We start from the raw sequence: 17,896 nt of genomic DNA, 5'->3' as shown, positions 1-17,896 counted from the left end.
CTGAGAGCTGGAGGGGGTCCAACCAACTCGCAGGAGCAGCAGTTCACCCTGAGCCCTTCTTCGCCTTGTTCGGCGTCGGGCTGAACAGCTTCTTCAGTTCGTTCAAGCTCTCCGACAGCCGCGGCCATTCGCAGGAGAACGAGCCCTTGGTGCATCCCTTCGCACGCGCGCGGGCATCGCCTGTCGCGGCCTGCTGCTTCGGCCGCTCGACCGGAACCGGCACGCGCTCGGTCTCGGTGCGCAGTGCGACCTGGTGGACTTGCTCCTGCTGTTGCTGCTGTTGCTGCTGTTTGGCGGCGGCTTCGGCAGCCAGATTGGCGCGTCGCTGAGTGGCGAGATAGGCGGCGTAGGATTCGTCGATCTTCTTCTGTTCCTCCGGCGTCGGATTGGGACCTGCGATGTCGAAGCTTCGATCCTGGAGGAAGTCGTAATAGGTGTAGCCGCCACCCATCTTGCGGCGGCCGGCGAACTTGGCGTTGCACTCGGCGAGCGCGGCCGTCTTCTCCTGCCTGGTTGCGTATTTCTCGGCCCGATCGGCGCATTCCTCGAAATCAACCGGTGTGCGCTTCCACCATTGCGCATGCGCATGCGGCGGCGTCAGCAGGACTAGTCCTGTCATAATGCCAAGCAACAACCCGGCGCTACGCGATGCGATCACGAACGACATTCAACAGATACAATCTTTGTGGAACTCAACTGAATCAGCCGAATTTTCGCCTGTTTCCAGCCACTTGTCACCCGGGGAACCCGACATTTTCATGGCTGCATTGCTGACATTTTTTGCTTGACGTGGCCGGCAGGTCACAGCGGCATGGCACGCGATGCGCATAGAGTTGCAAAGCCGCGCGTGGGAGGATTTTTGGCAATGAGATGGCGGACATATGTGGCAACGATTGCGTTGGCGCTGCTGTCGTATCACGCTGACGCTGCCGATGAGGACGCACCCAACCGCGCGCCGGTGAAGGCGGTCGCCGATGCCCGTCTTGCGGTCGGCGACCAGGGTCTCTTGCCGCTTTATCTCTCCAGCGATTGGGCCCTACCGCTGCCGGCGATCACCCGTGCCGTCATCGTGCTGCACGGGCGCCTGCGCAACGCGGATGTCTATTACAAGTCGGCGCGGACGGCGCAGGCGGCGGCCGGCGACGAGGGCCGGGCCACCATCATGATCGTTCCGCAGTTTCTGGCGCAGATCGACGTCGACGCGTACAAGCTGCCCGACGAGACGCTGCGCTGGTCGCTGGAGGGATGGGAGGGCGGCGAGGCCGCGCTCGCGCCGAACCCGGCCTCCTCGTTCGAGGCGCTCGATGCGATCCTCGCCAAGCTCGGCGACCGTCGCATCTTTCCGAACCTCAAGCAGGTCGTGGTGGCCGGTCATTCCGGCGGCGGCCAGGTCGCGCAGCGTTATGCCATCGCGGGCAGGGGCGAGGCGACTCTGGCGCGGCAGCACATCGAGGTGCGCTACGTCGTCGCCAATCCGTCATCCTATGCGTATTTCAGCACCGAGCGGCCCGAGCCGGCGATCGCGGCCTCCTGCCCCGATTTCAACAACTGGAAATACGGCATGGAAGGGCGCCCGCCTTATCTTGCGGACGCGGCGCCGGCAGCGCTCGAACAGCGCTATGTCGAGCGCGAGGTGATCTACCTGCTCGGCACGCTCGACACCAACCCCGAGCATTCGGCGCTGGACAAGAGCTGCATGGCGCGTGCGCAAGGACCCTATCGCTACGCCCGCGGCCACGCCTATGTGGAAGCGATGGCCAAACGCGACCATGGCACGCCCAATCACAAGCTGTTCGACGTTACCGGCGTCGGCCACGACGGCGACAAGATGCTGACCTCGAAATGCGGGCTCGCAGCCCTGTTCGATCTGCCGGGCTGCACCGCGGAGCGGTGAGCTGCGCCCACGCGGGCCCCAAGTGTCAGAGCGCTTTTGCGTCAGAGCATTTTGCCGACGATTTTCGTCATATCCGCCGCCGAATACGCGCGCAGCGTCTCGGTACGGACATTGCCGAGTGCGCCGAGACTGAGACTGAGTGACATCACGGCCGGCTCATCTGGAGCGTCCAGAACCGTCACAAAGTCATATCGTCCCTGCGTCCACACGAGCTCTTTCACGGTCACGCCGAATGTTTTGGCCATTTCCCTGAAAGCGTCGGCGCGCTTCGGCGAGTCCTTGACGTTGCGGATTCCCTGATCAGTGAAGTTTCCCAGCACGACATAGGCCGCCATGGTCGTCCTCCCTGGTTAAAGCCTGATACAATTCTCGCATGAGGAAACCGCGCCGAGCTTGCCACAGCAGCTGTAACGATGCACTTGCCCGTTGGGGAACGTCAGCGGACGTGACTTATCCGGTCAGGAGAGCGGCCGCGCAAAGCTGAGCTCGTGGCCGTCGGGATCGGTGAGATGGAAGTAGCGCTCGCCCCATTCGGCATCGCGGGGCGGGGTCGAGGGCTGCCATCCGGCCGCGAGCGCGCGCTGATGGATGGCATCGACGTCGGCGACGTAGAAGATGACGCGGCCCCACCAGGACCAATGCTTGTCCGCGGGCTGGGCGATCAGGTTGAGATAGCCGGGACCGGCGCGGAAGCTCGTGAACGCCTCGGCTTCGCCGCCGTACAGAACCTCAAAGCCCAGCGAACGGTAGAAGCCGACGGCACGCGCCATGTCGTGGGTGGCGAGCGTGATGGCGCTGATGCTCTCGATCATGGTGCGCTCCCCATGGATTGGACCCGGCGATATTAGAGCCCTGATGAAACGATTGACGATGGTCAATGTTGCGCTTGGGAGAGATGCGGACATCCAACAGGCGGGAGGTCTCGATGCGAAGAGCTGCGACGCCGGATGGCGCGTTGCCGAGACCCGGAACGGCGGAGGCGATCGAGCTCGGCTGCACGTGCCGGGTGATTTCCCATGACTCCAAGACGGACGAGCTGGAGCCGTCCGGGATGCTGGTCGCTCCCGACGCAAACTGCCCGGTTCACGGCACGTCGGCCCAGCTCGAGGAGCACGATTGAGGCTGCCGTAATGTCGGCCTTTCGCCGCATCGCAACGCTGGCGATTTGCGACCTGCTCTGCTATGGAGACCCCAAGTGCCTGCATCCTCTGCAGGTTCCGCGGTCCCGTAGCTCAGCCGGATAGAGCGGCGGTTTCCTAAACCGTAGGTCGGATGTTCGAGTCATCCCGGGATCGCCATTTTGTCACCTATGTCTCAGGCCGCTCAATGGGCCTCGCCGCCATTCGCCAGGTCCGTCGGCGCAAAAGTTGCTAGAAGGAACGTACTTCCTTCCTGGCTTGGCTGACGCGCCAGCCACGCCTCACTGCCATATCCGGAGACAATGATGCCTTTCGACTTGATCCTGCGCGGCGGGCGGGTGATCGACCCCTCGCAGAAGCTCGATGCCGTGACGGATGTCGCGTTTGCGGGCGGCAAGGTCGCGGCGATCGGAAGCTCCCTCAAGGCGGATCCGGGCACGGAGGTGCGCGACGTTTCACGTTACATCGTGACGCCCGGCCTGATCGATTTGCACACCCATGTCTATTGGGGCGGCACCTCGCTCGGCATCGATGCCGAGGAATTTTGCCGTCTCTCCGGCGTGACCACCGCGGTCGACACCGGCAGCGCCGGCCCCGGCAATTTCGCCGGCTTCCGCAAGCATGTGATCGAGCCGAGCCAGGTTCGCATCCTCGCCTATTTGCACGTCTCGCATGCCGGCATCTTCGGCTTCTCGCACAAGGTGATGGTCGGCGAGAGCGAGGAGCTGCGGCTGATGAACCCCATCGATGCGGCCAAGGTGGCGGACGCCAACCGCGATCTCATCGTCGGCATCAAGGTGCGCGTCGGCCTGCATGCCTCGGGCACCTCCGGCATCGTGCCGCTCGATATCGCGCTCGAAGTGGCCGAAGAGGTCGGAATGCCCCTGATGGCGCATATCGACCATCCGCCGCCGAGCTATGAAGAGGTGCTCGCGCGGTTGCGTCCCGGCGACGTGCTGACCCACGCCTTCCGGCCGTTCCCGAATACGCCGGCCACCGCACAAGGCACGGTCAAGAAGGTCGTGCTGGAAGCGCGCGAGCGCGGCGTGATCTTTGACATCGGCCACGGCAAGGGCTCGTTCGCCTTCAAGACCGCGCGCGCGATGCTGGCGAACGGCTTCTATCCGGATACCATCTCCTCCGACATTCACTTGCTCTGCATCGACGGCCCGGCCTTCGACCAGGTGACGACCATGTCGAAGTTCTTGTGCATGGGGATGTCGCTGTCCGACGTGGTCGCGGCCTCGACCGTCAACGCCGCGATGGCGCTGCGCCGCCCCGAGCTCGGCAGCCTCAAGCCCGGCAGCGTCGGCGACGCCACGCTGATCACGGTTCGGGAAGGGCAGTTCGACTATGTCGACGTCGTCGGCGAGCACCTGATCGGCAACCAGAAGATCGCGTCCGAAGGCGTCGTCATCGGCGGCCGCTGGTGGCATCCGAAGTAGCGATCTCGACCTCGCCGTATTCGCTTATCCCAGCCTATGGGGAGACGAAAGTTTGTCGTCGTCCCGGCCTGCGCCGGGACGACACTGATTGTGTGGTCGAGCCTCTCCCCACGCCGGGAGCGCAGCTCACTCATTCTTATCCACGTTCCAGAACATCGGCGTCGCCGGGCCGTCGATCACGCCGGTGAGCGATTTGCGCCATGCGCTCGGCGCCTGGAACTGGCCGAGCGGGACGTAGATCACCTGGTCGTAGGCTTCCTGCTGCACGTCGAGGGCGATCTTCTTCTGCTCTTCCGGTGAGGTGGCGCGGGCAAAGGCGTCGCGCAGCGCCTCGAGCTTGGGGTCCTCGGACCAGCCGAACCAGCCGCCCTCCTTGCCCTTGCCGACCATCGCGCCGTTGACCAGCGGGTTCATCGAATCTGCGGCTCCCTGGTAGGTGAAGAACATGTTCCAGCCGCCTTCCTTCGGGGATTTCTGGTTGGCGCGGCGGGTCACCACCGTCTGCCAGTCCATCGCCTGAAGATCGACCTTGAAGCCGGCTTCGCGCAGGAGCTGTGCGGCCACGATCGGCTGCGCTTTCAGAAGGATCTGGTCGCCGGGCGCCAGGATCACGACGGGCGTGCCGTCATACCCGGATTCGGCCAAGGCCTTCTTGGCGTCCGCCATGCCGTTGCCCTTGACAAGGGTCTCGCCGCCGGCGTCGCTGGCCAGCGGCGTATCGCAGATGAAGAATGCGCCGCAGAGCTTGTAGTATTTGGGATTGCCGATCTGGGCGTCGAGCACGTCCTTCTGGTTGATTGCGAGCAGCGCAGCGCGACGGATCTTCACATTGTCGAACGGCGGGTGCAGGAAGTTCATCCGGCCGAACGATTGGAAGCCGAATTTGTTCAGGATCGCGATGTTGATGTCTGGATTGGACTCGAGCACTGGCAGCAGGTCGAACGGCGGCGTCTCGACGAAATCGACATCGCCGGATTGCAGCGCGTTGAGCGCGGTCTGCGCGTCCGGCATCGTCAGCCACTCGACACGGTCGACCTTGACCACCTTGCCGCCCGAGGTCCATTCGGCCGGCTCATTGCGCGGCACGTAGTCGGTGTTCTTTTCGTAAATGGCTTTCACGCCGGGCTGGAATTCGGCGGCCACGAACTTGAACGGGCCGGAGCCGATCTGCTCCGGAATCTGCTTGCTGATCGGAGTCTCGGCAAGCCGCTTGGGCATCATGAAGGCCACGATCGACGATGGCTTGGCGATCGTCTCCAGCACGAGGCCATAGGGCTCCTTCAGCTTGAGGACGATCGTCTTGGCGTCCGCGGCTTCGATGCTCGCCGTGAAGTCCATCAGCTTGCGCGCCATGCCGTCGACGCTCGCGCCCCAGCGCTTCAGCGAAGCGACGCAGTCCTCCGCCGTCACCGGCGCTCCGTCATGCCACTTCAGGCCGTCGCGCAGGGTGAAGGTGTAGGTCAGCTTGTCGTCGGAGACCTTCCAGTCGGCCATCTGCGGCTTCACCTTGAAGCTGGAGTCGATGCCGAGCAGCGTATCGTAGACCATGTAGCCATGGTCGCGGGTGATGATGGCCGTCGTGAAGCCGGGATCGGTGACGCGAAGGTCGGACTGCATCACGGCCGTCAGGATCTTCTTTCCACTCGCGGCAGATGCAAGCGACGTCCATGCAACGGGAAGTGCCGATAGCGCAACAGCCGCAAGCTGGAACAGTTTCCGGCGCGAGACGTGAACCATTCGCTATTCTCCCGACCTGACGCAAAACGAAACCAGATGGCAGCTGCCGATGGCGGGCAGCGTATGGCGGGGAGCCACACCTGACAAGGAGGGTTGCTTCCACCGATCTGAATTCGATTGCGACCAAGGGCCGTGCCGCCGAAGCCGGCGGCGCGAGCAAATGCGGAGAGTCGTCGCGCTTTTGACGGACGCGCGTCAGTCCCGCCCCGCCTCCATGATCGCACGTGCCAGCCGGGCCGGATCGGAGAAGCACAATTCGTGGCTGCCCGGCACCTGAACCAGGCGGAACAACCCGAGCTTCTCCGACAGCCGCGGATGCCAGGGATAGCCATGCGGCAGCGCGGTATCCTCGGTGCAGTTGATGTAGGACTTCGCCAGTTGCATCTCGGCCGGGTTGGTCTTCAGCGCGATCTTGTCGCTGAAGGTCTTGAGCGGGTGCGGATTGAGGATGTCGTAGGCACGCTGGGCCAGCTCGAGATCCGCGTCATTGATGAACGCCTCGCGCCAGATCGGGAATGGCAGCACCACCGAGCCGTCGCCGCGCTCGGCGGCGATCGCCTCGAACAGGCCGAGATAGTGTGGCGGCACCATGTCGTTGAGCGACTCGCCGTTGTTGGGGACGAAGGCATTCCAATAGACCAGCCGGCGGATTCGCTCCGGCACGAGGTCGGCGACCCCCGTGATGACCATGCCGCCATAGGAGTGGCCGAGCAGGATCACGTCCTTCAGATTGTTCTCCGCGAGATAATCGGCGATCGACTGGATTGCTTCCTCGAGCCCCGTGGTCTTGGTGTCGCCGGGCCGGTTGCCCCTGATCGTGGGCGTATGAACGGTGTGGCCGGCGGCGCGAATGGCGGCGGCGACGGGCTCGAGCTCGGCTCCGGTGTGCCAGGCGCCGTGGACGAGGACGTAGGTCGACATATTGTAGCTCCTCCGCAAGGATGGTTAGATCGGCGCGGCAATCGCCGGCCGGGGACCCTGCCAACTGAACGTCGGTCGTTGTCTTTGTTGCAGCCATATTGCGCCGGCCGCGGATCGGTCCGCTTGGCTGGCGCTGAACCGGATTGGTCTCGGAGCGAACTGATGGAGCAGGTCAATCCCGCAAGCCGGCCGCGGCACTTCGTCTGGAATACTGCGGAGGCACGCCCCACGGAGCAGTTTTCCTACTACCGTGAAGCGATCTGCCAGGCGTTCATGAACCTGACGCCGGAATCGGCGATGACGGCGCGTTTTCCGGCGAAGGTGGAGACGATCAGGTTCGGCGCCGGCGCGGTCAACCGCGTGGTGTTTCCGGAGCATATCGTGCATCGCTCGCGCAGCGATATCGCGGCGTCGAGCGAGAGCTGCTTCTATCTCAACTTCAAGCTCGCCGGCCGCTGCCGCATGGTGCAGGGCAATCGCGACGTCAGCCTGTCGCGCGGCCAGGTCGGCATCTGCGACAGCGACCGCGAGGTGAGGCTGCTGCATGATCGTGGCCCGACGCTGGAGGTCGCGTCCTTCTGGGTGCCGTCGCGCGAACTGCGCGACCGGCTGCCGCCTGGTTTTGATTTCGAGGTCGAGCGGGTCTCCGATGATCCCCATGTCGGCCATCTCATCGTCGAGACGGCGCGCTCGCTCAACGCCGGCGCCTTGCGGATGACTGAGGAGGACAGCATCCGCCTGTTCGGCGTGCTGCTCGACCTCGTGGCGCTGAGCCTGTCGCGCCGCTCGCGCGCACAGACGTCGGAAGCCGCAAGCTTTGCGGATGCCACCGTGCTGGCGCTGCGTCGTGCCGTTCACGAACGGTTGCGCGAGCCGGGCTTGACGGTCGCGGCGGTGGCGGGCGCCGTTGGTATCAGCGAGCGCTACGTGCACAAGCTGTTCGAGCGTTTCGGCACGACGTTTTCCGACTACATCATGGAGCGCCGCCTCGACGGCGCCGCGGCGGATCTGACGGATCAGGCCATGGCAGGTCGCGAGATCGGCGCCATCGCTTTCGACTGGGGCTTTTCGGACCTCTCCCACTTCACGCGGCGCTTCAAGCAGCGTTTTGGTTGCCGGCCGCGCGACTGGCGCAGCCGGTAAGGTCGCGCGCTAAAGCGCGATGAGATTAGGATGAATCGTCATCGCGCTTTAGGTTGTGGTTTGAGCATGATCTTTTCGGAAAACCGCTTCGCACTTTTCCGGATCATGCTTTAGGCCTGCTCGCGATAGAATTGCAGGAGTGCTGCGCCCGGTGGCGACAGCCAATCGGCGGCGCCCGTGATGTAGCCCTCGATGCGATTGCTTGTGCCGATGAGATAGGTGATGGGCATGCCGATCAGCCTGAAGGCTGCATCCGTCGGATCGTTCGCCGCCACGGCGGCGCCATAGGCATCGACGTAGGAGCGGAGATTTTGCGTGTCGAGGCCGCCGAGGTAGCGCGTGATCTTACCGAGATCCCCAGTGTCGGTGCAGATCGCATAGACGTCGAGGCCATCGCTCCGCGACCGCGCGAGGCTTGCCATGACCGGCAGATCGAGGCGGCAGGCCGCGCACCAGGTCGCCCAGAAATTGACGAGGGTCACGCGCCCAGGCTTTGCCGTCAGCACGACGTCCTTGCCGCGCAAATCCCGTAACCGAAGCGGCGGCATCGGCAGGCGAGGCCGTACCACGGTGAACTGGCTGCGCCCGGTTGCAAACACCGGCGGCCAAACTGACTCTTCGCTGGCCGCGCGACCAGGATGCAGGCCAGCCAATCCAAGCGCGGGCGCTGCCAAGAGCATCGCGCGCCGCGTCAGTCCGGTCCGGTTGGCACGAGGCGCATCAGGCATGGATATAGGCCCAGCCCCTGAGCTGGAGGTCGACCACGCGCCCGATGCCGAACGGCACCAGCGTCGCGCCCGATATCAGCGGAATCGTGATCTGCTCCTTGGCCTCCGCGATCGCCTTGGAGGATGCGCACATGCTGTAGGCGAGGTTCGGCAGCGATTGCCGCAATGTGGCGAGCGGCTCGGCGAGCGCTGTCTTGTCCGCCCGAAACACCTCGATGCCCTTGCCGTTGGCGACGACCTCGATCGTGAGCTTCGCGCCTCGCTCGGCAAAGTGCCTGGCGAGATTGGCCGAATAGCTGATGGCATGTCCCATGACATAAGGCTCGTTGCTGTCGATGAGGATCACCACGCCGTCGACGAGGCGATCCTCCTTGGCTGCTCCCGCGTGGGAGCCGGCCGCGGTGAAGACCGAGGCGCCGGCCAGTAATCCCCTGCGCGATAGTCCGTTGGAAAGCACCGTCATGGCTGTCGCCGCGGCCCTGCGCGTCAGAACTGACGCGGTGCGATCGGCGCGTTGCGGCCGCGTCCCCACAGCACGAAGAGGGCGAGCGCGAGCAGGACCAAGTTGAGCGGCGTGACCGCAGCCTCGCCGCGCGAGACGTGGAAGCCGATCGCGATGACCTGCAACACGGTGCAGCCGAGGGCGGCCAGCACCGTCAGTCGCGGCAGGATGCGCGTCAGCGCCGGCATGAGAATGCCGATGCCGCCGGCGAGATCGATCAGCCCAATGACGCGCACGAAGGCTTCGGAATGCTCGCCGGTCCAGGGCATCATCGCCGCAAGCTGCGGAATCGGCGTGAGCAGCTTGACCAGCCCGGCCGAGGTGAAGACGAAGCAGATCAGGATCTGGGCGATCCAGAGGCCGATGCGAAGGGCGCGGCCGGGCGTGGCGGTTTCGAGAGCTGTGGTCGACATGGCGGTTCTCCGACGAGTGGGTTGCCACCATTTGATAGTTTCTCCATTTTTGATCATTATGTGTTCCGGGATAGGTTCCTTTCCTGGATGTTGATGATCTCATGGATTCCCTGGTCAGCATGAGGGTGTTTTGCCTGGTCGCCGAGCTGAAGAGCTTTGCGGCTGCGGCGGATCGGCTGCGCATTTCGCCCGCCATGGCGAGCAAGCATGTGATGCAGCTCGAGAAGCGGCTGGGCACCCGGCTGCTCAACCGGACCAGCCGGCGCGTGAGCCTCAGCGAGAGCGGCACGCTCTATTTCGAGCAGGCGCGCCAGATGCTCGATTCGCTCGACGAGGTCGAAGCCGCCGTCAGCAAGGCGACCGTCGTTCCGCGCGGCGTGCTGCGGCTGACCGCGCCGGTGTGGATGGCGAATGCAATGTTCGCGCGCGTGCTGGCGGAGTACCAGGCCCGCTATCCCGAGGTGCGTCTCGACGTCGATCTCAGCGGGCGGCTGGTCAACCTGGTCGAGGAGGGATTCGACCTCGCCTTGCGCGCGACGGGCGCGCCCGACGAAGCCCTGATCGCGCGTCCCATCACCGGCGTCCCGTTCTACATGGTGGCAGCTCCTGCCTTTCTCAAAAGCGCTGGTCGCCCGACGAAGCTGGCCGATCTCTCCGGCCAGGCCCTGCTGCACTACGCGCTTTATCCGGGCGAGAGCTTCTCCTTCACAGGCGAGCGCGGCACCGAGACCGTCAAGCTGAATCCGGTTCTGCGCAGCGGCAACGAAACGCTGCTTCACATGGCAGCGCTCGAAGGCATGGGCTTCGCCTTCCTGCCGAAATGGCTGGTCACCGACGACATCGCCGCTGGACGTCTCGAGCACGTCATGCCCGACCAGATCATCTTTGTCGGAAAGCTGTTCGCGGTCTATCCGAGCCGCAAATATCTCTCCGCCAAGGTGCGGACGTTCATCGATTTCGTCGCGGCCGACAAGCGGATGCGATAGCAGGTTGGCCCTATTGCATCATACGCGCGTCCCACCCCTCATCCTGAGGAGCCCGCGAGGAGCGGGCGTCTCGAAGGATGTAGGCCACAGCGAGGCCTCACGGTTCGAGACGCGCGTTCCGCGCTCCTCACCATGAGGGGCTTGTAAGGACTACAGCGATCTCGCGATCAACAGCTTCATGATCTCGTTGGTGCCGCCATAGATCTTCTGGATGCGGGAATCGATGAAGATGCGCGAGATCGGGTATTCCTGCATGTAGCCGTAGCCGCCGAACAGCTGGAGGCATTCGTCTGATGTCTCGACCTGCTTTTCCGAGCACCAGTATTTCGCCATCGAGGCGGTGACGGTGTCGAGATCCCCGGCGATCAGGCGCTCGACGCACCAGTCGACGAAGACGCGGGCGATCATCGCCTCGGTCTTGCGCTCGGCGAGCTTGAACGCGGTGTTCTGGAATTCCATGAGCGGCTTGCCGAAGGCGGTGCGTTCCTTGGTGTAGTCTGTGGTGAGCTTGACCGCGCGCTCCATCGAGGCGACGGCGCTGACCGCGAGGGCCAATCGTTCCTGCGGCAGTTGCTGCATCAGCTGCACGAAGCCCTGGCCCTCTTCCTTGCCGAGGAGGTTTTCCGGCGGCACCACGACATTGTCGAAGAAGAGTTCCGAAGTATCGGAGGCGTGCAGGCCGATCTTGTCGAGGTTGCGCCCGCGGCGATAGCCCTCCGCGCCCGCGGTCTCGACCACGATCAGCGAGATGCCCTTGGCGCCGACTTCGCCGGTGCGCGCGACGACGATGACGAGGTCGGCGGCCTGACCGTTGGTGATGAAGGTCTTCTGGCCGTTGATGACGTAGGAATTGCCCTGTTTCTTCGCCGTGGTCTTGACGCTTTGCAGGTCCGAGCCGGTGCCGGGCTCGGTCATGGCGATGGCGCCGACCATCTCGCCCGACGCCATCTTCGGCAGCCAGCGCGTCTTCTGCTCCTCCGAGCCGTAGTTGAGGATGTAATGCGCGACGATGGTGCTGTGCACGGAGACGCCGGTCGTCACTTCCGGCACCGTGCTCTCGATATCCTCCAGCACCGCGGCGTCATAGGCAAAGGTCGCGCCCATGCCGCCATAGGCTTCGGGCACGCTGGGCAGCAGCGCGCCCATCTCGCCGAGGCCGCGCCAGGCGGCGCGGTCGACCATCTTCTGTGAACGCCATTTTTCGGCGTGCGGCGCCAGATCCTTGGCCAAAAATTTCCGGAACTGGTCGCGGAAGATTTCGAGCTCTTCGGTCATCCAGGAGGAGCGGTAGGACATGAAAACTCCGGTAGGTGATGCGACTGTCTTGGTACGCCGGAGGGGGCCGGCAATTATTGTGTTTTCAGGCTGCGCCGGTGACGCTACCAAGGCAACCGGATTCGAGCCTTTCGGGGTGCGTGACTTTGACCGCTGGAACGACCGAGCTCAAGATCGACATCGCGCGGGTGGGCGTCGTCTCCGCGCTGCTGACGATGCCGGACAAGCCGCGCGCCTGCTACGTCCTCGCCCATGGCGCGGGTGCCGACATGCGGCACTCGTTCATGGAGCACGTTGCGGCGGGCCTTGCCGATCGGAGCATTGCGACCCTGCGCTATAACTTTCCCTATATGGAGAAGAAGCAGGGGCGGCCCGACCCTCCGGCAATTGCGCAGGCCACGGTACGGGCGGCGGTCGAGGAGGCGGCGCGGCTCTGCCCCGTTCTTCCCCTCTTTGCCGGCGGAAAATCGTTCGGCGGGCGCATGACCTCGCAGGCGCAGTCCAAGGCGCCGCTGCCCGGCGTGCGCGGGCTCGCTTTCCTCGGCTTTCCCTTGCATGCCGACAACAAGCCGTCGGTCGAGCGCGCGGCGCATCTATCCGGGATCGAGATCCCGATGCTGTTCCTTCAGGGAACGCGGGACAGGCTCGCCGATCTCCACTACCTCAAGCCCGTGATCGAGGAACTCGGCTCCAAGGCCAAGCTGCATGAGGTCGCTGGCGGCGATCACTCCTTCCTGGTCCTGCGCAAATCCGGCCGCAGCAATGACGAGGCGATGCAAGAGGTGCTCGATACGCTCGCGGCGTGGATCAACGAACGCGCCTGAGCGCTCGCGCCATTATCCCGAGTAGAGTCCCTTGTCGCGCGCCTTCTGGATCGCGAGCGCGGCGATCAGGTCGAGCGACGGTGTCGAGAGACCCGCGGCATGGGCAAAGGCGGACGGCGCCTTCACCAGCACGTCGATCTCCATGGCGCGTCCGAGCTCGTAGTCCTGAAGCAGCGACGGCTTGTGGTTGGGCGCCGGGCCGCTCCGCGTCACGCGCTTGACCTCGGGGATGTAATGTAGCGCGATCTCGTTGGCTTCATTGAGCAGGCGGGGAATGACGTCCGTGAAGGCGGGGTCGTTGCGCACCCCGCGTGCGGTCAGGCCCGTGAGCAGGCACAGCACCGACAGGGACATGTTGGTCAGGAGCTTTGACCAGATCGCCTCGCGGATGTCGGAGATGGGCGGCGAATCTAGCTTGGCTTCGTTCAGGGCCGCGCGGAGCTGGCTGATGCGCTCGCTGGTGCGGTCGTCGCATTCGCCAACCAGCAGCCGGTTACGGTCCGGCGAGAGATTTTCCACCACGCCGGGCTCGACCACCTCGTTGGAGGAGAACACGACGCCGCCGACGATGCGCTCCTTGGCAATCGCCTTGCGCAGGCGCGCGCCGGGATCGAGGAAGGCGAGGTCGGGCGGGGCAGGGTGCCGCGGCGGCAGACCAATATTGTACCACCAGGGAATACCGTTTTGGGCGAACACGATTGCGGTGTTCTCGCCGAGCAACGGCGCGATGCCGGAGACGAGGCCCGGCAGGCCGGTTGCCTTCAGCGTAGAGATCACGACGTCCTGCGGCCCGAGCTGGGCCGGGTCGCCGGAGGCGCGGACTTTGGCACAAACTTCCGCCTCGCCGACGCGCAGCTTGAGGCCATTGGCGCGCACGGCCTCCAGATGCGGCCCGCGCATCACGCAGGAGACCTCATGGCCGGCGCGTGCGAGCCGCACCGCGAGATGGCTGCCGACGGCGCCCGCGCCGAAAATGCAAATGCGCATGATGTGATTGCCCCGTCCAGGATTGATCTTTTGGTTCGCGCCGGTGAGCAGCATGGCACAAGCCGCCATGCGATGGGCGCGACCGTCTCCCCGCGGAAAGTGATGGATCAACGGGCGCGGCCGCGGTCATAGTGCGTGGCCTGACAGAGAATAATGCCGAGAGGATCGCCCATGCCGGCCAGCCCTGTCCTGTGGACCCTTGACGAGCGCGGGGTCGCGACCGTCACGCTCAATCGACCCGAGGTCAACAATGCCTATGACGGTGCGCTGATATCAGGCGTGCTCGCGGCGCTGGATGAGTTGGGCAAAAAACCCAATTTGCGTGTCGTGGTGCTCAGGGGCAACGGCAAGCATTTTCAGGCCGGCGCCGACCTCAAATGGATCAACAGCATACGTCCGCAGTCGCCCGGAGAAAACGAGGCGGCCTCGCGCGCGACCTTCGAGGCCGTGCAGCGGCTGAATACGCTACCGATCCCGACGGTGGCCCTCGTGCAGGGCGGCTGCTTCGGCGGCGGCACCGGCGTGATCGCGGCCTGCGACGTCGTGATCGCGGCCGACAACGCGCTGTTCTCGATCACCGAGGTGCGCTGGGGCCTCACGGCCGCAATCATCATCCCGCAGCTCTGCGATGCCATCGGCGTCCGTCAGGTCCGCCGCTACGCGCTGACCGGCGAGCGTTTTGGCGCCGAAGAGGCGCGCCGCATCGGCCTCGTTCATGATGTCGTGCCGCTCGCCGAGCTTGAGGCCGCCGGCGCGAGGGTCGTCGAGCAGTTGCTCGCCAACGGGCCGGAGGCGATGGCCGAGACCAAGCGGCTCGCGCTGGAAAGCTCGTTCGGCGGCATGAGCGTCGATGACGCCGCCTATGCGCGCCTCGTCCATCTGCATTCGCTGAAGCGCCAGAGCGCGGAAGCGGCCGAAGGGCTGGCGTCCTTTGCCGAGAAGCGCGTGGCGAAGTGGGGAAGCGGCGAGGCTTAAGCGCGCAGTCGCAGCTTAGCAGCCGCGGCAGATGCCGCTCATGCTGCGGTAGACCGCATCGTCGTCCTGCCGCATCTGCTTGAGCGATTCCAGTGTGGTGCTCTCGCGTGGCGGCTCGGGCTTGCGCTTTGCCGCAAGCTCCTCCTCCTGTCGCTTGTAGCAGGCCTCGCGGTCGGCCTTGGCCTGGATGAAGCGGCAGTTCTGCTCCACTGCCGCGGCGGGCGCGGTGGAAACCAGGCAGACGATCAAGATGGACAGCAGATTCTTCAAGAGCGTAGGTTCCGAGGGCCTCGGTTCTCTCAGGTTCGAGACATCCATGCAACACCAATCTCGATTCGAGAAAGCTGATCGCCATTTTGATGAATTGTACGGCAGCGTGCGTTAATTCATAGTCGCGGCCAAGATGATGAACTTGGTGATGGATGCGCTATGCGGGCCACGATGATCGAAGAACCTGCGCGCCAGGTGCCGCTCTACGGCGAATATGAAGTGGTCGTGCTCGGCGGCGGCCCGGCCGGCATCGTCGCGGCGGCCTCGGCCGCGCGGGCAGGGCGGCGAACGCTCCTGATCGAGCGCTACGGTTTCCTGGGTGGCATGGGCACTGCTGCCGGCGTCACCAATTTTTGCGGCCTGCACGGCAATGTCCATGGCAAGCACCATCGGCTGGTGCAGGGCATGGCCTCGGAACTGCTCGCGCGGATCGACCGGCTCGACGGCCTCAACAAGCCGCATCTGATCCTCGGCAAGGTTTTTGCGCAGGCCTATGACACCGCGGCCTACAAGATCGCGGCCGACGATCTCCTCGCGAGCCACAAGGTCGACATTCTCTTTCACGCGCTCGGCGCCGGGGTCGTAATGGGCGACGCGCGCCGCATCGACGCGCTGATGGTCGAGACCAAGGCCGGACGGCAGGCGGTGCGCAGCGAGATCTTCATCGATTGCTCCGGCGACGGCGATCTCGCGGTCAGGGCCGGTGCGCCTTTCGAGATCGGCGATGAGCACGGCCATCCGCTGTATCCGTCGATGATGTTCCGTCTCAACGGCATCGATCCCGAGAAGGCGGGCGAAGCCTGGCGCACCATTCCGCAATTGATGGAAAAGGCGCTCGCTGCCGGCACGCACAGCTTCCCTCGAAAAAGCGCGATCGTGCGGCCGCAGCGCCACGGCATCGAATGGCGGGTGAACTTCACGCAGGTAGCGCGCGAGGACGGCCACGCCGTCAACGGCATCGAGCCTGATGATCTCACCCGCGGCGAGATCGACGGCCGTCGCCAGGCGCTCGCCGCCTTCGAATTCCTCCGCACCGTACCGGGTTTTGAAAGATCCTACATCGTCGACCTGCCGCCGCAGCTCGGCATCCGCGAGACCCGCCGTATCATAGGCGGCTATCAGCTCAGCGGCGAGGATGTACTCTCTTGCGCCTCATTCGAGGACTCCATCGGCGTCAATGGCTGGCCGATCGAGGCCCATGTGCCGGGCGACGTCGTCTTCACCTTCCCGCCGATCCCGGAATCGCGCGGCTACAACGAATTGCCGTATCGCATGCTGGTGCCAGAGGGCGTAGACAATCTGCTGGTCGCCGGCCGCTGCGCCTCCATGACCCATGAGGGCCAATCGGCGGCACGCGTCTCCGGGGCCTGCTTCGTGATGGGGGAGGCCGCCGGTTCCGCAGCAGTGCTGGCGCTGTCGGGCAACCAGATCCCGCGTGACATCCCGGTTGAAAAATTGCAGGAAACGTTGAAACAACAGGGCGCCTTCATCGGGCGGGACCAGACCGTGCCCGAGGGGATGTAAAGGGCCTTGTAAAGAAACGACGGAGGAAGCCGGATGGGTTGGGTTGCGCGGTTCGCAGGTGCGGGTCTGTTGGCGCTGACGACGATGGGAACGGCGCAGGCCGAGGAGCCACTGAAGGCCAAGATTGGCGTGCTCAGGCTCTCGTCATCCGCGCCGGTCTTCATCGCGCAGGACAAGGGCTATTTCCGCGACGCCGGCCTCGAGATCGAGCTGAAGTTCTTCGATGCGGCGCAGCCGATCGCGGTCGCCACCACCTCGGGCGACGTCGATTTCGGCATCACAGCCTTCACCGCCGGTCTCTACAATCTCGCCGGCAAGGGCACGCTGAAGGTGATCGGCGGCATGAGCCGCGAGAAGGCCGGCTATCCCCTGATCGGCTATTTCGCCAGCAACAATGCCTATGCGGCCGGATTGAAGACGCCGAAGGATCTCGCCGGCAAGCGTGTGGCGATGACGCAGGTCGGATCATCCTTTCACTATTCGCTCGGCCTGCTCGCCGACAAATACGGCTTCAAGCTGTCGGACGTGAAGATCGTGCCGCTGCAATCGCTGTCGAATGCATCGGCTGCGCTGAAGGGCGAGACCGTCGACGCCGCGCTGCTTCCGATCTCGACCGCGCGAAAGCTGGTGGATGAAGGTGGCGCGAAATTTTTGGGCTGGGTCGGCGACGAGACGCCCTGGCAGCTCGGCGCGGTGTTCGCTTCACCCAAGACGCTCGCCAACAAGGCGCTCGTGACGAAGCTGCTCGGCGCGCTGGCAAAAGCCGATCGCGAATATCACGACGTCATCCTCGCTGCGATGAAGGACGGCACCGTGCCGATCAACGACAAGACCAGGCCGCTGCTCGAGATCATCGCCAAGTACACCAACCTGCCGGTCGAGCAGGTGGTCGGCAATTGCGCCTATATCGATCCCGACGGCAAGCTGGACGTGAAGAACGTCGACAACCAGATCAAATGGCTGCAAGAGCAGGGTTTTGCCGACAAGGGCTTTGACGCCGACGCGATCATTGCGAAGGACTACGTGAAGGCGGATTGATTTTTGTCGTCATTCCGGGGCGATGCGAAGCATCGGACCCGGAATCTCGAGGTTCCCCGATGCGCAATTGCGCATCTGAGGTCTGGTCCTTCGGA

General features: G+C 64.3%; 20 protein-coding genes and 1 tRNA gene. 10 read left to right on the top strand and 11 right to left on the bottom strand.

All coding sequences use genetic code 11. From position 1 onward, the window contains the following. Positions 1-43: 43 nt before the first annotated feature. On the bottom strand, positions 44-667 hold the full coding sequence (locus QQL28_RS02735) for a hypothetical protein (RefSeq protein ID WP_284260754.1): 624 nt from the start codon (positions 665-667) through the stop codon (positions 44-46). A 198-nt stretch (positions 668-865) separates the two neighbouring features. Here QQL28_RS02735 and QQL28_RS02730 point away from each other — a divergent pair, with 198 nt between their 5' ends. Then, positions 866-1,894 carry an alpha/beta hydrolase gene (locus tag QQL28_RS02730; RefSeq protein ID WP_284260753.1) on the top strand — a complete coding sequence of 343 codons (1,029 nt, stop codon included), beginning with the start codon at positions 866-868 and terminating at the stop codon, positions 1,892-1,894. A 41-nt stretch (positions 1,895-1,935) separates the two neighbouring features. Here the strand turns inward: QQL28_RS02730 and QQL28_RS02725 are convergent, their stop codons facing one another. Together QQL28_RS02725 and QQL28_RS02720 are read right to left on the bottom strand one after the other, a co-directional pair. Beyond that, complete coding sequence (locus QQL28_RS02725) at positions 1,936-2,229, bottom strand: GYD domain-containing protein (RefSeq protein WP_284260752.1); 294 nt, start codon at positions 2,227-2,229, stop codon at positions 1,936-1,938. Between the two features lie 123 nt (positions 2,230-2,352). Beyond that, entirely contained in the window at positions 2,353-2,706 is a 354-nt protein-coding gene (locus QQL28_RS02720) for a VOC family protein (protein WP_284260750.1), read from the bottom strand. Positions 2,707-2,819: 113 nt separating this feature from the next. Between QQL28_RS02720 and QQL28_RS02715 the strand changes: the two genes are divergently transcribed. From QQL28_RS02715 to QQL28_RS02705, 3 genes are all read left to right on the top strand, one after another. Further along, positions 2,820-3,014: a hypothetical protein gene (locus QQL28_RS02715; protein WP_284260748.1), complete on the top strand. Its 195-nt coding sequence runs from the start codon at positions 2,820-2,822 to the stop codon at positions 3,012-3,014. Positions 3,015-3,115: 101 nt separating this feature from the next. After that, positions 3,116-3,192, top strand: a tRNA-Arg gene (locus QQL28_RS02710). Positions 3,193-3,338: 146 nt separating this feature from the next. Further along, the gene (locus QQL28_RS02705; protein ID WP_284260745.1) at positions 3,339-4,478 is read left to right on the top strand and encodes an amidohydrolase/deacetylase family metallohydrolase; all 1,140 of its coding nucleotides are present in this window, start codon (positions 3,339-3,341) and stop codon (positions 4,476-4,478) included. Positions 4,479-4,604: 126 nt separating this feature from the next. Here the strand turns inward: QQL28_RS02705 and QQL28_RS02700 are convergent, their stop codons facing one another. Then, positions 4,605-6,215: an ABC transporter substrate-binding protein gene (locus QQL28_RS02700; protein WP_284260743.1), complete on the bottom strand. Its 1,611-nt coding sequence runs from the start codon at positions 6,213-6,215 to the stop codon at positions 4,605-4,607. A 195-nt stretch (positions 6,216-6,410) separates the two neighbouring features. Continuing rightward, entirely contained in the window at positions 6,411-7,136 is a 726-nt protein-coding gene (locus tag QQL28_RS02695) for an alpha/beta hydrolase (protein ID WP_284260741.1), read from the bottom strand. Between the two features lie 162 nt (positions 7,137-7,298). Here QQL28_RS02695 and QQL28_RS02690 point away from each other — a divergent pair, with 162 nt between their 5' ends. After that, entirely contained in the window at positions 7,299-8,279 is a 981-nt protein-coding gene (locus tag QQL28_RS02690) for a helix-turn-helix domain-containing protein (protein ID WP_284260736.1), read from the top strand. Positions 8,280-8,389: 110 nt separating this feature from the next. Here the strand turns inward: QQL28_RS02690 and QQL28_RS02685 are convergent, their stop codons facing one another. Genes QQL28_RS02685 through QQL28_RS02675 form a run of 3 tightly spaced genes read right to left on the bottom strand, consistent with a single transcriptional unit; the run spans position 8,390 to position 9,922 of the window. Further along, positions 8,390-9,007 (bottom strand): TlpA disulfide reductase family protein, encoded by a 618-nt coding sequence (locus QQL28_RS02685; protein ID WP_284260733.1) that lies wholly within the window; start codon positions 9,005-9,007, stop codon positions 8,390-8,392. Then, on the bottom strand, positions 9,000-9,470 hold the full coding sequence (locus QQL28_RS02680; protein ID WP_284260730.1) for a DsrE family protein: 471 nt from the start codon (positions 9,468-9,470) through the stop codon (positions 9,000-9,002). The genes QQL28_RS02685 and QQL28_RS02680 overlap by 8 nt, the downstream gene beginning before the upstream one ends. A 23-nt stretch (positions 9,471-9,493) precedes the next feature. Beyond that, positions 9,494-9,922, bottom strand: a complete 429-nt coding sequence (locus tag QQL28_RS02675; RefSeq protein ID WP_284260727.1) for a DoxX family protein — start codon at positions 9,920-9,922, stop codon at positions 9,494-9,496. 101 nt (positions 9,923-10,023) lie between these two features. On the opposite strand from QQL28_RS02675, the gene QQL28_RS02670 reads away from it, so the two are divergent. After that, positions 10,024-10,908 carry a LysR family transcriptional regulator gene (locus QQL28_RS02670; RefSeq protein WP_284260724.1) on the top strand — a complete coding sequence of 295 codons (885 nt, stop codon included), beginning with the start codon at positions 10,024-10,026 and terminating at the stop codon, positions 10,906-10,908. Positions 10,909-11,058: 150 nt separating this feature from the next. Here QQL28_RS02670 and QQL28_RS02665 read toward each other — a convergent pair whose 3' ends face one another. Beyond that, positions 11,059-12,204, bottom strand: a complete 1,146-nt coding sequence (locus QQL28_RS02665) for an acyl-CoA dehydrogenase family protein (RefSeq protein WP_284260718.1) — start codon at positions 12,202-12,204, stop codon at positions 11,059-11,061. 125 nt (positions 12,205-12,329) lie between these two features. Between QQL28_RS02665 and QQL28_RS02660 the strand changes: the two genes are divergently transcribed. Continuing rightward, entirely contained in the window at positions 12,330-13,007 is a 678-nt protein-coding gene (locus QQL28_RS02660) for an alpha/beta hydrolase family protein (RefSeq protein ID WP_284260717.1), read from the top strand. A 12-nt stretch (positions 13,008-13,019) separates the two neighbouring features. Here QQL28_RS02660 and QQL28_RS02655 read toward each other — a convergent pair whose 3' ends face one another. Beyond that, positions 13,020-13,994, bottom strand: a complete 975-nt coding sequence (locus QQL28_RS02655) for a ketopantoate reductase family protein (protein WP_284260715.1) — start codon at positions 13,992-13,994, stop codon at positions 13,020-13,022. A 171-nt stretch (positions 13,995-14,165) separates the two neighbouring features. On the opposite strand from QQL28_RS02655, the gene QQL28_RS02650 reads away from it, so the two are divergent. Continuing rightward, positions 14,166-14,969 (top strand): enoyl-CoA hydratase-related protein, encoded by an 804-nt coding sequence (locus tag QQL28_RS02650; RefSeq protein ID WP_284260713.1) that lies wholly within the window; start codon positions 14,166-14,168, stop codon positions 14,967-14,969. A 15-nt stretch (positions 14,970-14,984) separates the two neighbouring features. Here QQL28_RS02650 and QQL28_RS02645 read toward each other — a convergent pair whose 3' ends face one another. After that, positions 14,985-15,239, bottom strand: coding sequence for a hypothetical protein (locus tag QQL28_RS02645; protein WP_284260711.1), 255 nt, complete (start codon positions 15,237-15,239; stop codon positions 14,985-14,987). A 159-nt stretch (positions 15,240-15,398) separates the two neighbouring features. Here QQL28_RS02645 and QQL28_RS02640 point away from each other — a divergent pair, with 159 nt between their 5' ends. Then, positions 15,399-16,763: an FAD-dependent oxidoreductase gene (locus QQL28_RS02640; protein ID WP_284260709.1), complete on the top strand. Its 1,365-nt coding sequence runs from the start codon at positions 15,399-15,401 to the stop codon at positions 16,761-16,763. A 33-nt stretch (positions 16,764-16,796) separates the two neighbouring features. Continuing rightward, positions 16,797-17,801: an ABC transporter substrate-binding protein gene (locus QQL28_RS02635; RefSeq protein WP_284260707.1), complete on the top strand. Its 1,005-nt coding sequence runs from the start codon at positions 16,797-16,799 to the stop codon at positions 17,799-17,801. Positions 17,802-17,896 lie beyond the last annotated feature (95 nt).

It is taken from the genome of Bradyrhizobium iriomotense (genome assembly GCF_030160715.1).
In the GTDB taxonomy this organism is placed as follows: Bacteria; Pseudomonadota; Alphaproteobacteria; order Rhizobiales; family Xanthobacteraceae; genus Bradyrhizobium; species Bradyrhizobium iriomotense.
Note: the sequence above shows the minus strand (reverse complement) of the source record. Positions and strands in the feature narration are given on the sequence as shown.

Coding starts and splice junctions, on each gene's coding strand:
- QQL28_RS02655 (WP_284260715.1), bottom strand. CDS start 13,994: ATGCGCATTTGCATTTTCGGCGCGGGCGCCGTCGGCAGCCATCTCGCG.
- QQL28_RS02720 (WP_284260750.1), bottom strand. CDS start 2,706: ATGATCGAGAGCATCAGCGCCATCACGCTCGCCACCCACGACATGGCG.
- QQL28_RS02675 (WP_284260727.1), bottom strand. CDS start 9,922: ATGTCGACCACAGCTCTCGAAACCGCCACGCCCGGCCGCGCCCTTCGC.
- QQL28_RS02730 (WP_284260753.1), top strand. CDS start 866: ATGAGATGGCGGACATATGTGGCAACGATTGCGTTGGCGCTGCTGTCG.
- QQL28_RS02650 (WP_284260713.1), top strand. CDS start 14,166: ATGCCGGCCAGCCCTGTCCTGTGGACCCTTGACGAGCGCGGGGTCGCG.
- QQL28_RS02705 (WP_284260745.1), top strand. CDS start 3,339: ATGCCTTTCGACTTGATCCTGCGCGGCGGGCGGGTGATCGACCCCTCG.
- QQL28_RS02635 (WP_284260707.1), top strand. CDS start 16,797: ATGGGTTGGGTTGCGCGGTTCGCAGGTGCGGGTCTGTTGGCGCTGACG.
- QQL28_RS02670 (WP_284260724.1), top strand. CDS start 10,024: ATGGATTCCCTGGTCAGCATGAGGGTGTTTTGCCTGGTCGCCGAGCTG.
- QQL28_RS02685 (WP_284260733.1), bottom strand. CDS start 9,007: ATGCCTGATGCGCCTCGTGCCAACCGGACCGGACTGACGCGGCGCGCG.
- QQL28_RS02690 (WP_284260736.1), top strand. CDS start 7,299: ATGGAGCAGGTCAATCCCGCAAGCCGGCCGCGGCACTTCGTCTGGAAT.
- QQL28_RS02665 (WP_284260718.1), bottom strand. CDS start 12,204: ATGTCCTACCGCTCCTCCTGGATGACCGAAGAGCTCGAAATCTTCCGC.
- QQL28_RS02695 (WP_284260741.1), bottom strand. CDS start 7,136: ATGTCGACCTACGTCCTCGTCCACGGCGCCTGGCACACCGGAGCCGAG.
- QQL28_RS02725 (WP_284260752.1), bottom strand. CDS start 2,229: ATGGCGGCCTATGTCGTGCTGGGAAACTTCACTGATCAGGGAATCCGC.
- QQL28_RS02640 (WP_284260709.1), top strand. CDS start 15,399: ATGCGGGCCACGATGATCGAAGAACCTGCGCGCCAGGTGCCGCTCTAC.
- QQL28_RS02680 (WP_284260730.1), bottom strand. CDS start 9,470: ATGACGGTGCTTTCCAACGGACTATCGCGCAGGGGATTACTGGCCGGC.
- QQL28_RS02715 (WP_284260748.1), top strand. CDS start 2,820: ATGCGAAGAGCTGCGACGCCGGATGGCGCGTTGCCGAGACCCGGAACG.
- QQL28_RS02700 (WP_284260743.1), bottom strand. CDS start 6,215: ATGGTTCACGTCTCGCGCCGGAAACTGTTCCAGCTTGCGGCTGTTGCG.
- QQL28_RS02735 (WP_284260754.1), bottom strand. CDS start 667: ATGTCGTTCGTGATCGCATCGCGTAGCGCCGGGTTGTTGCTTGGCATT.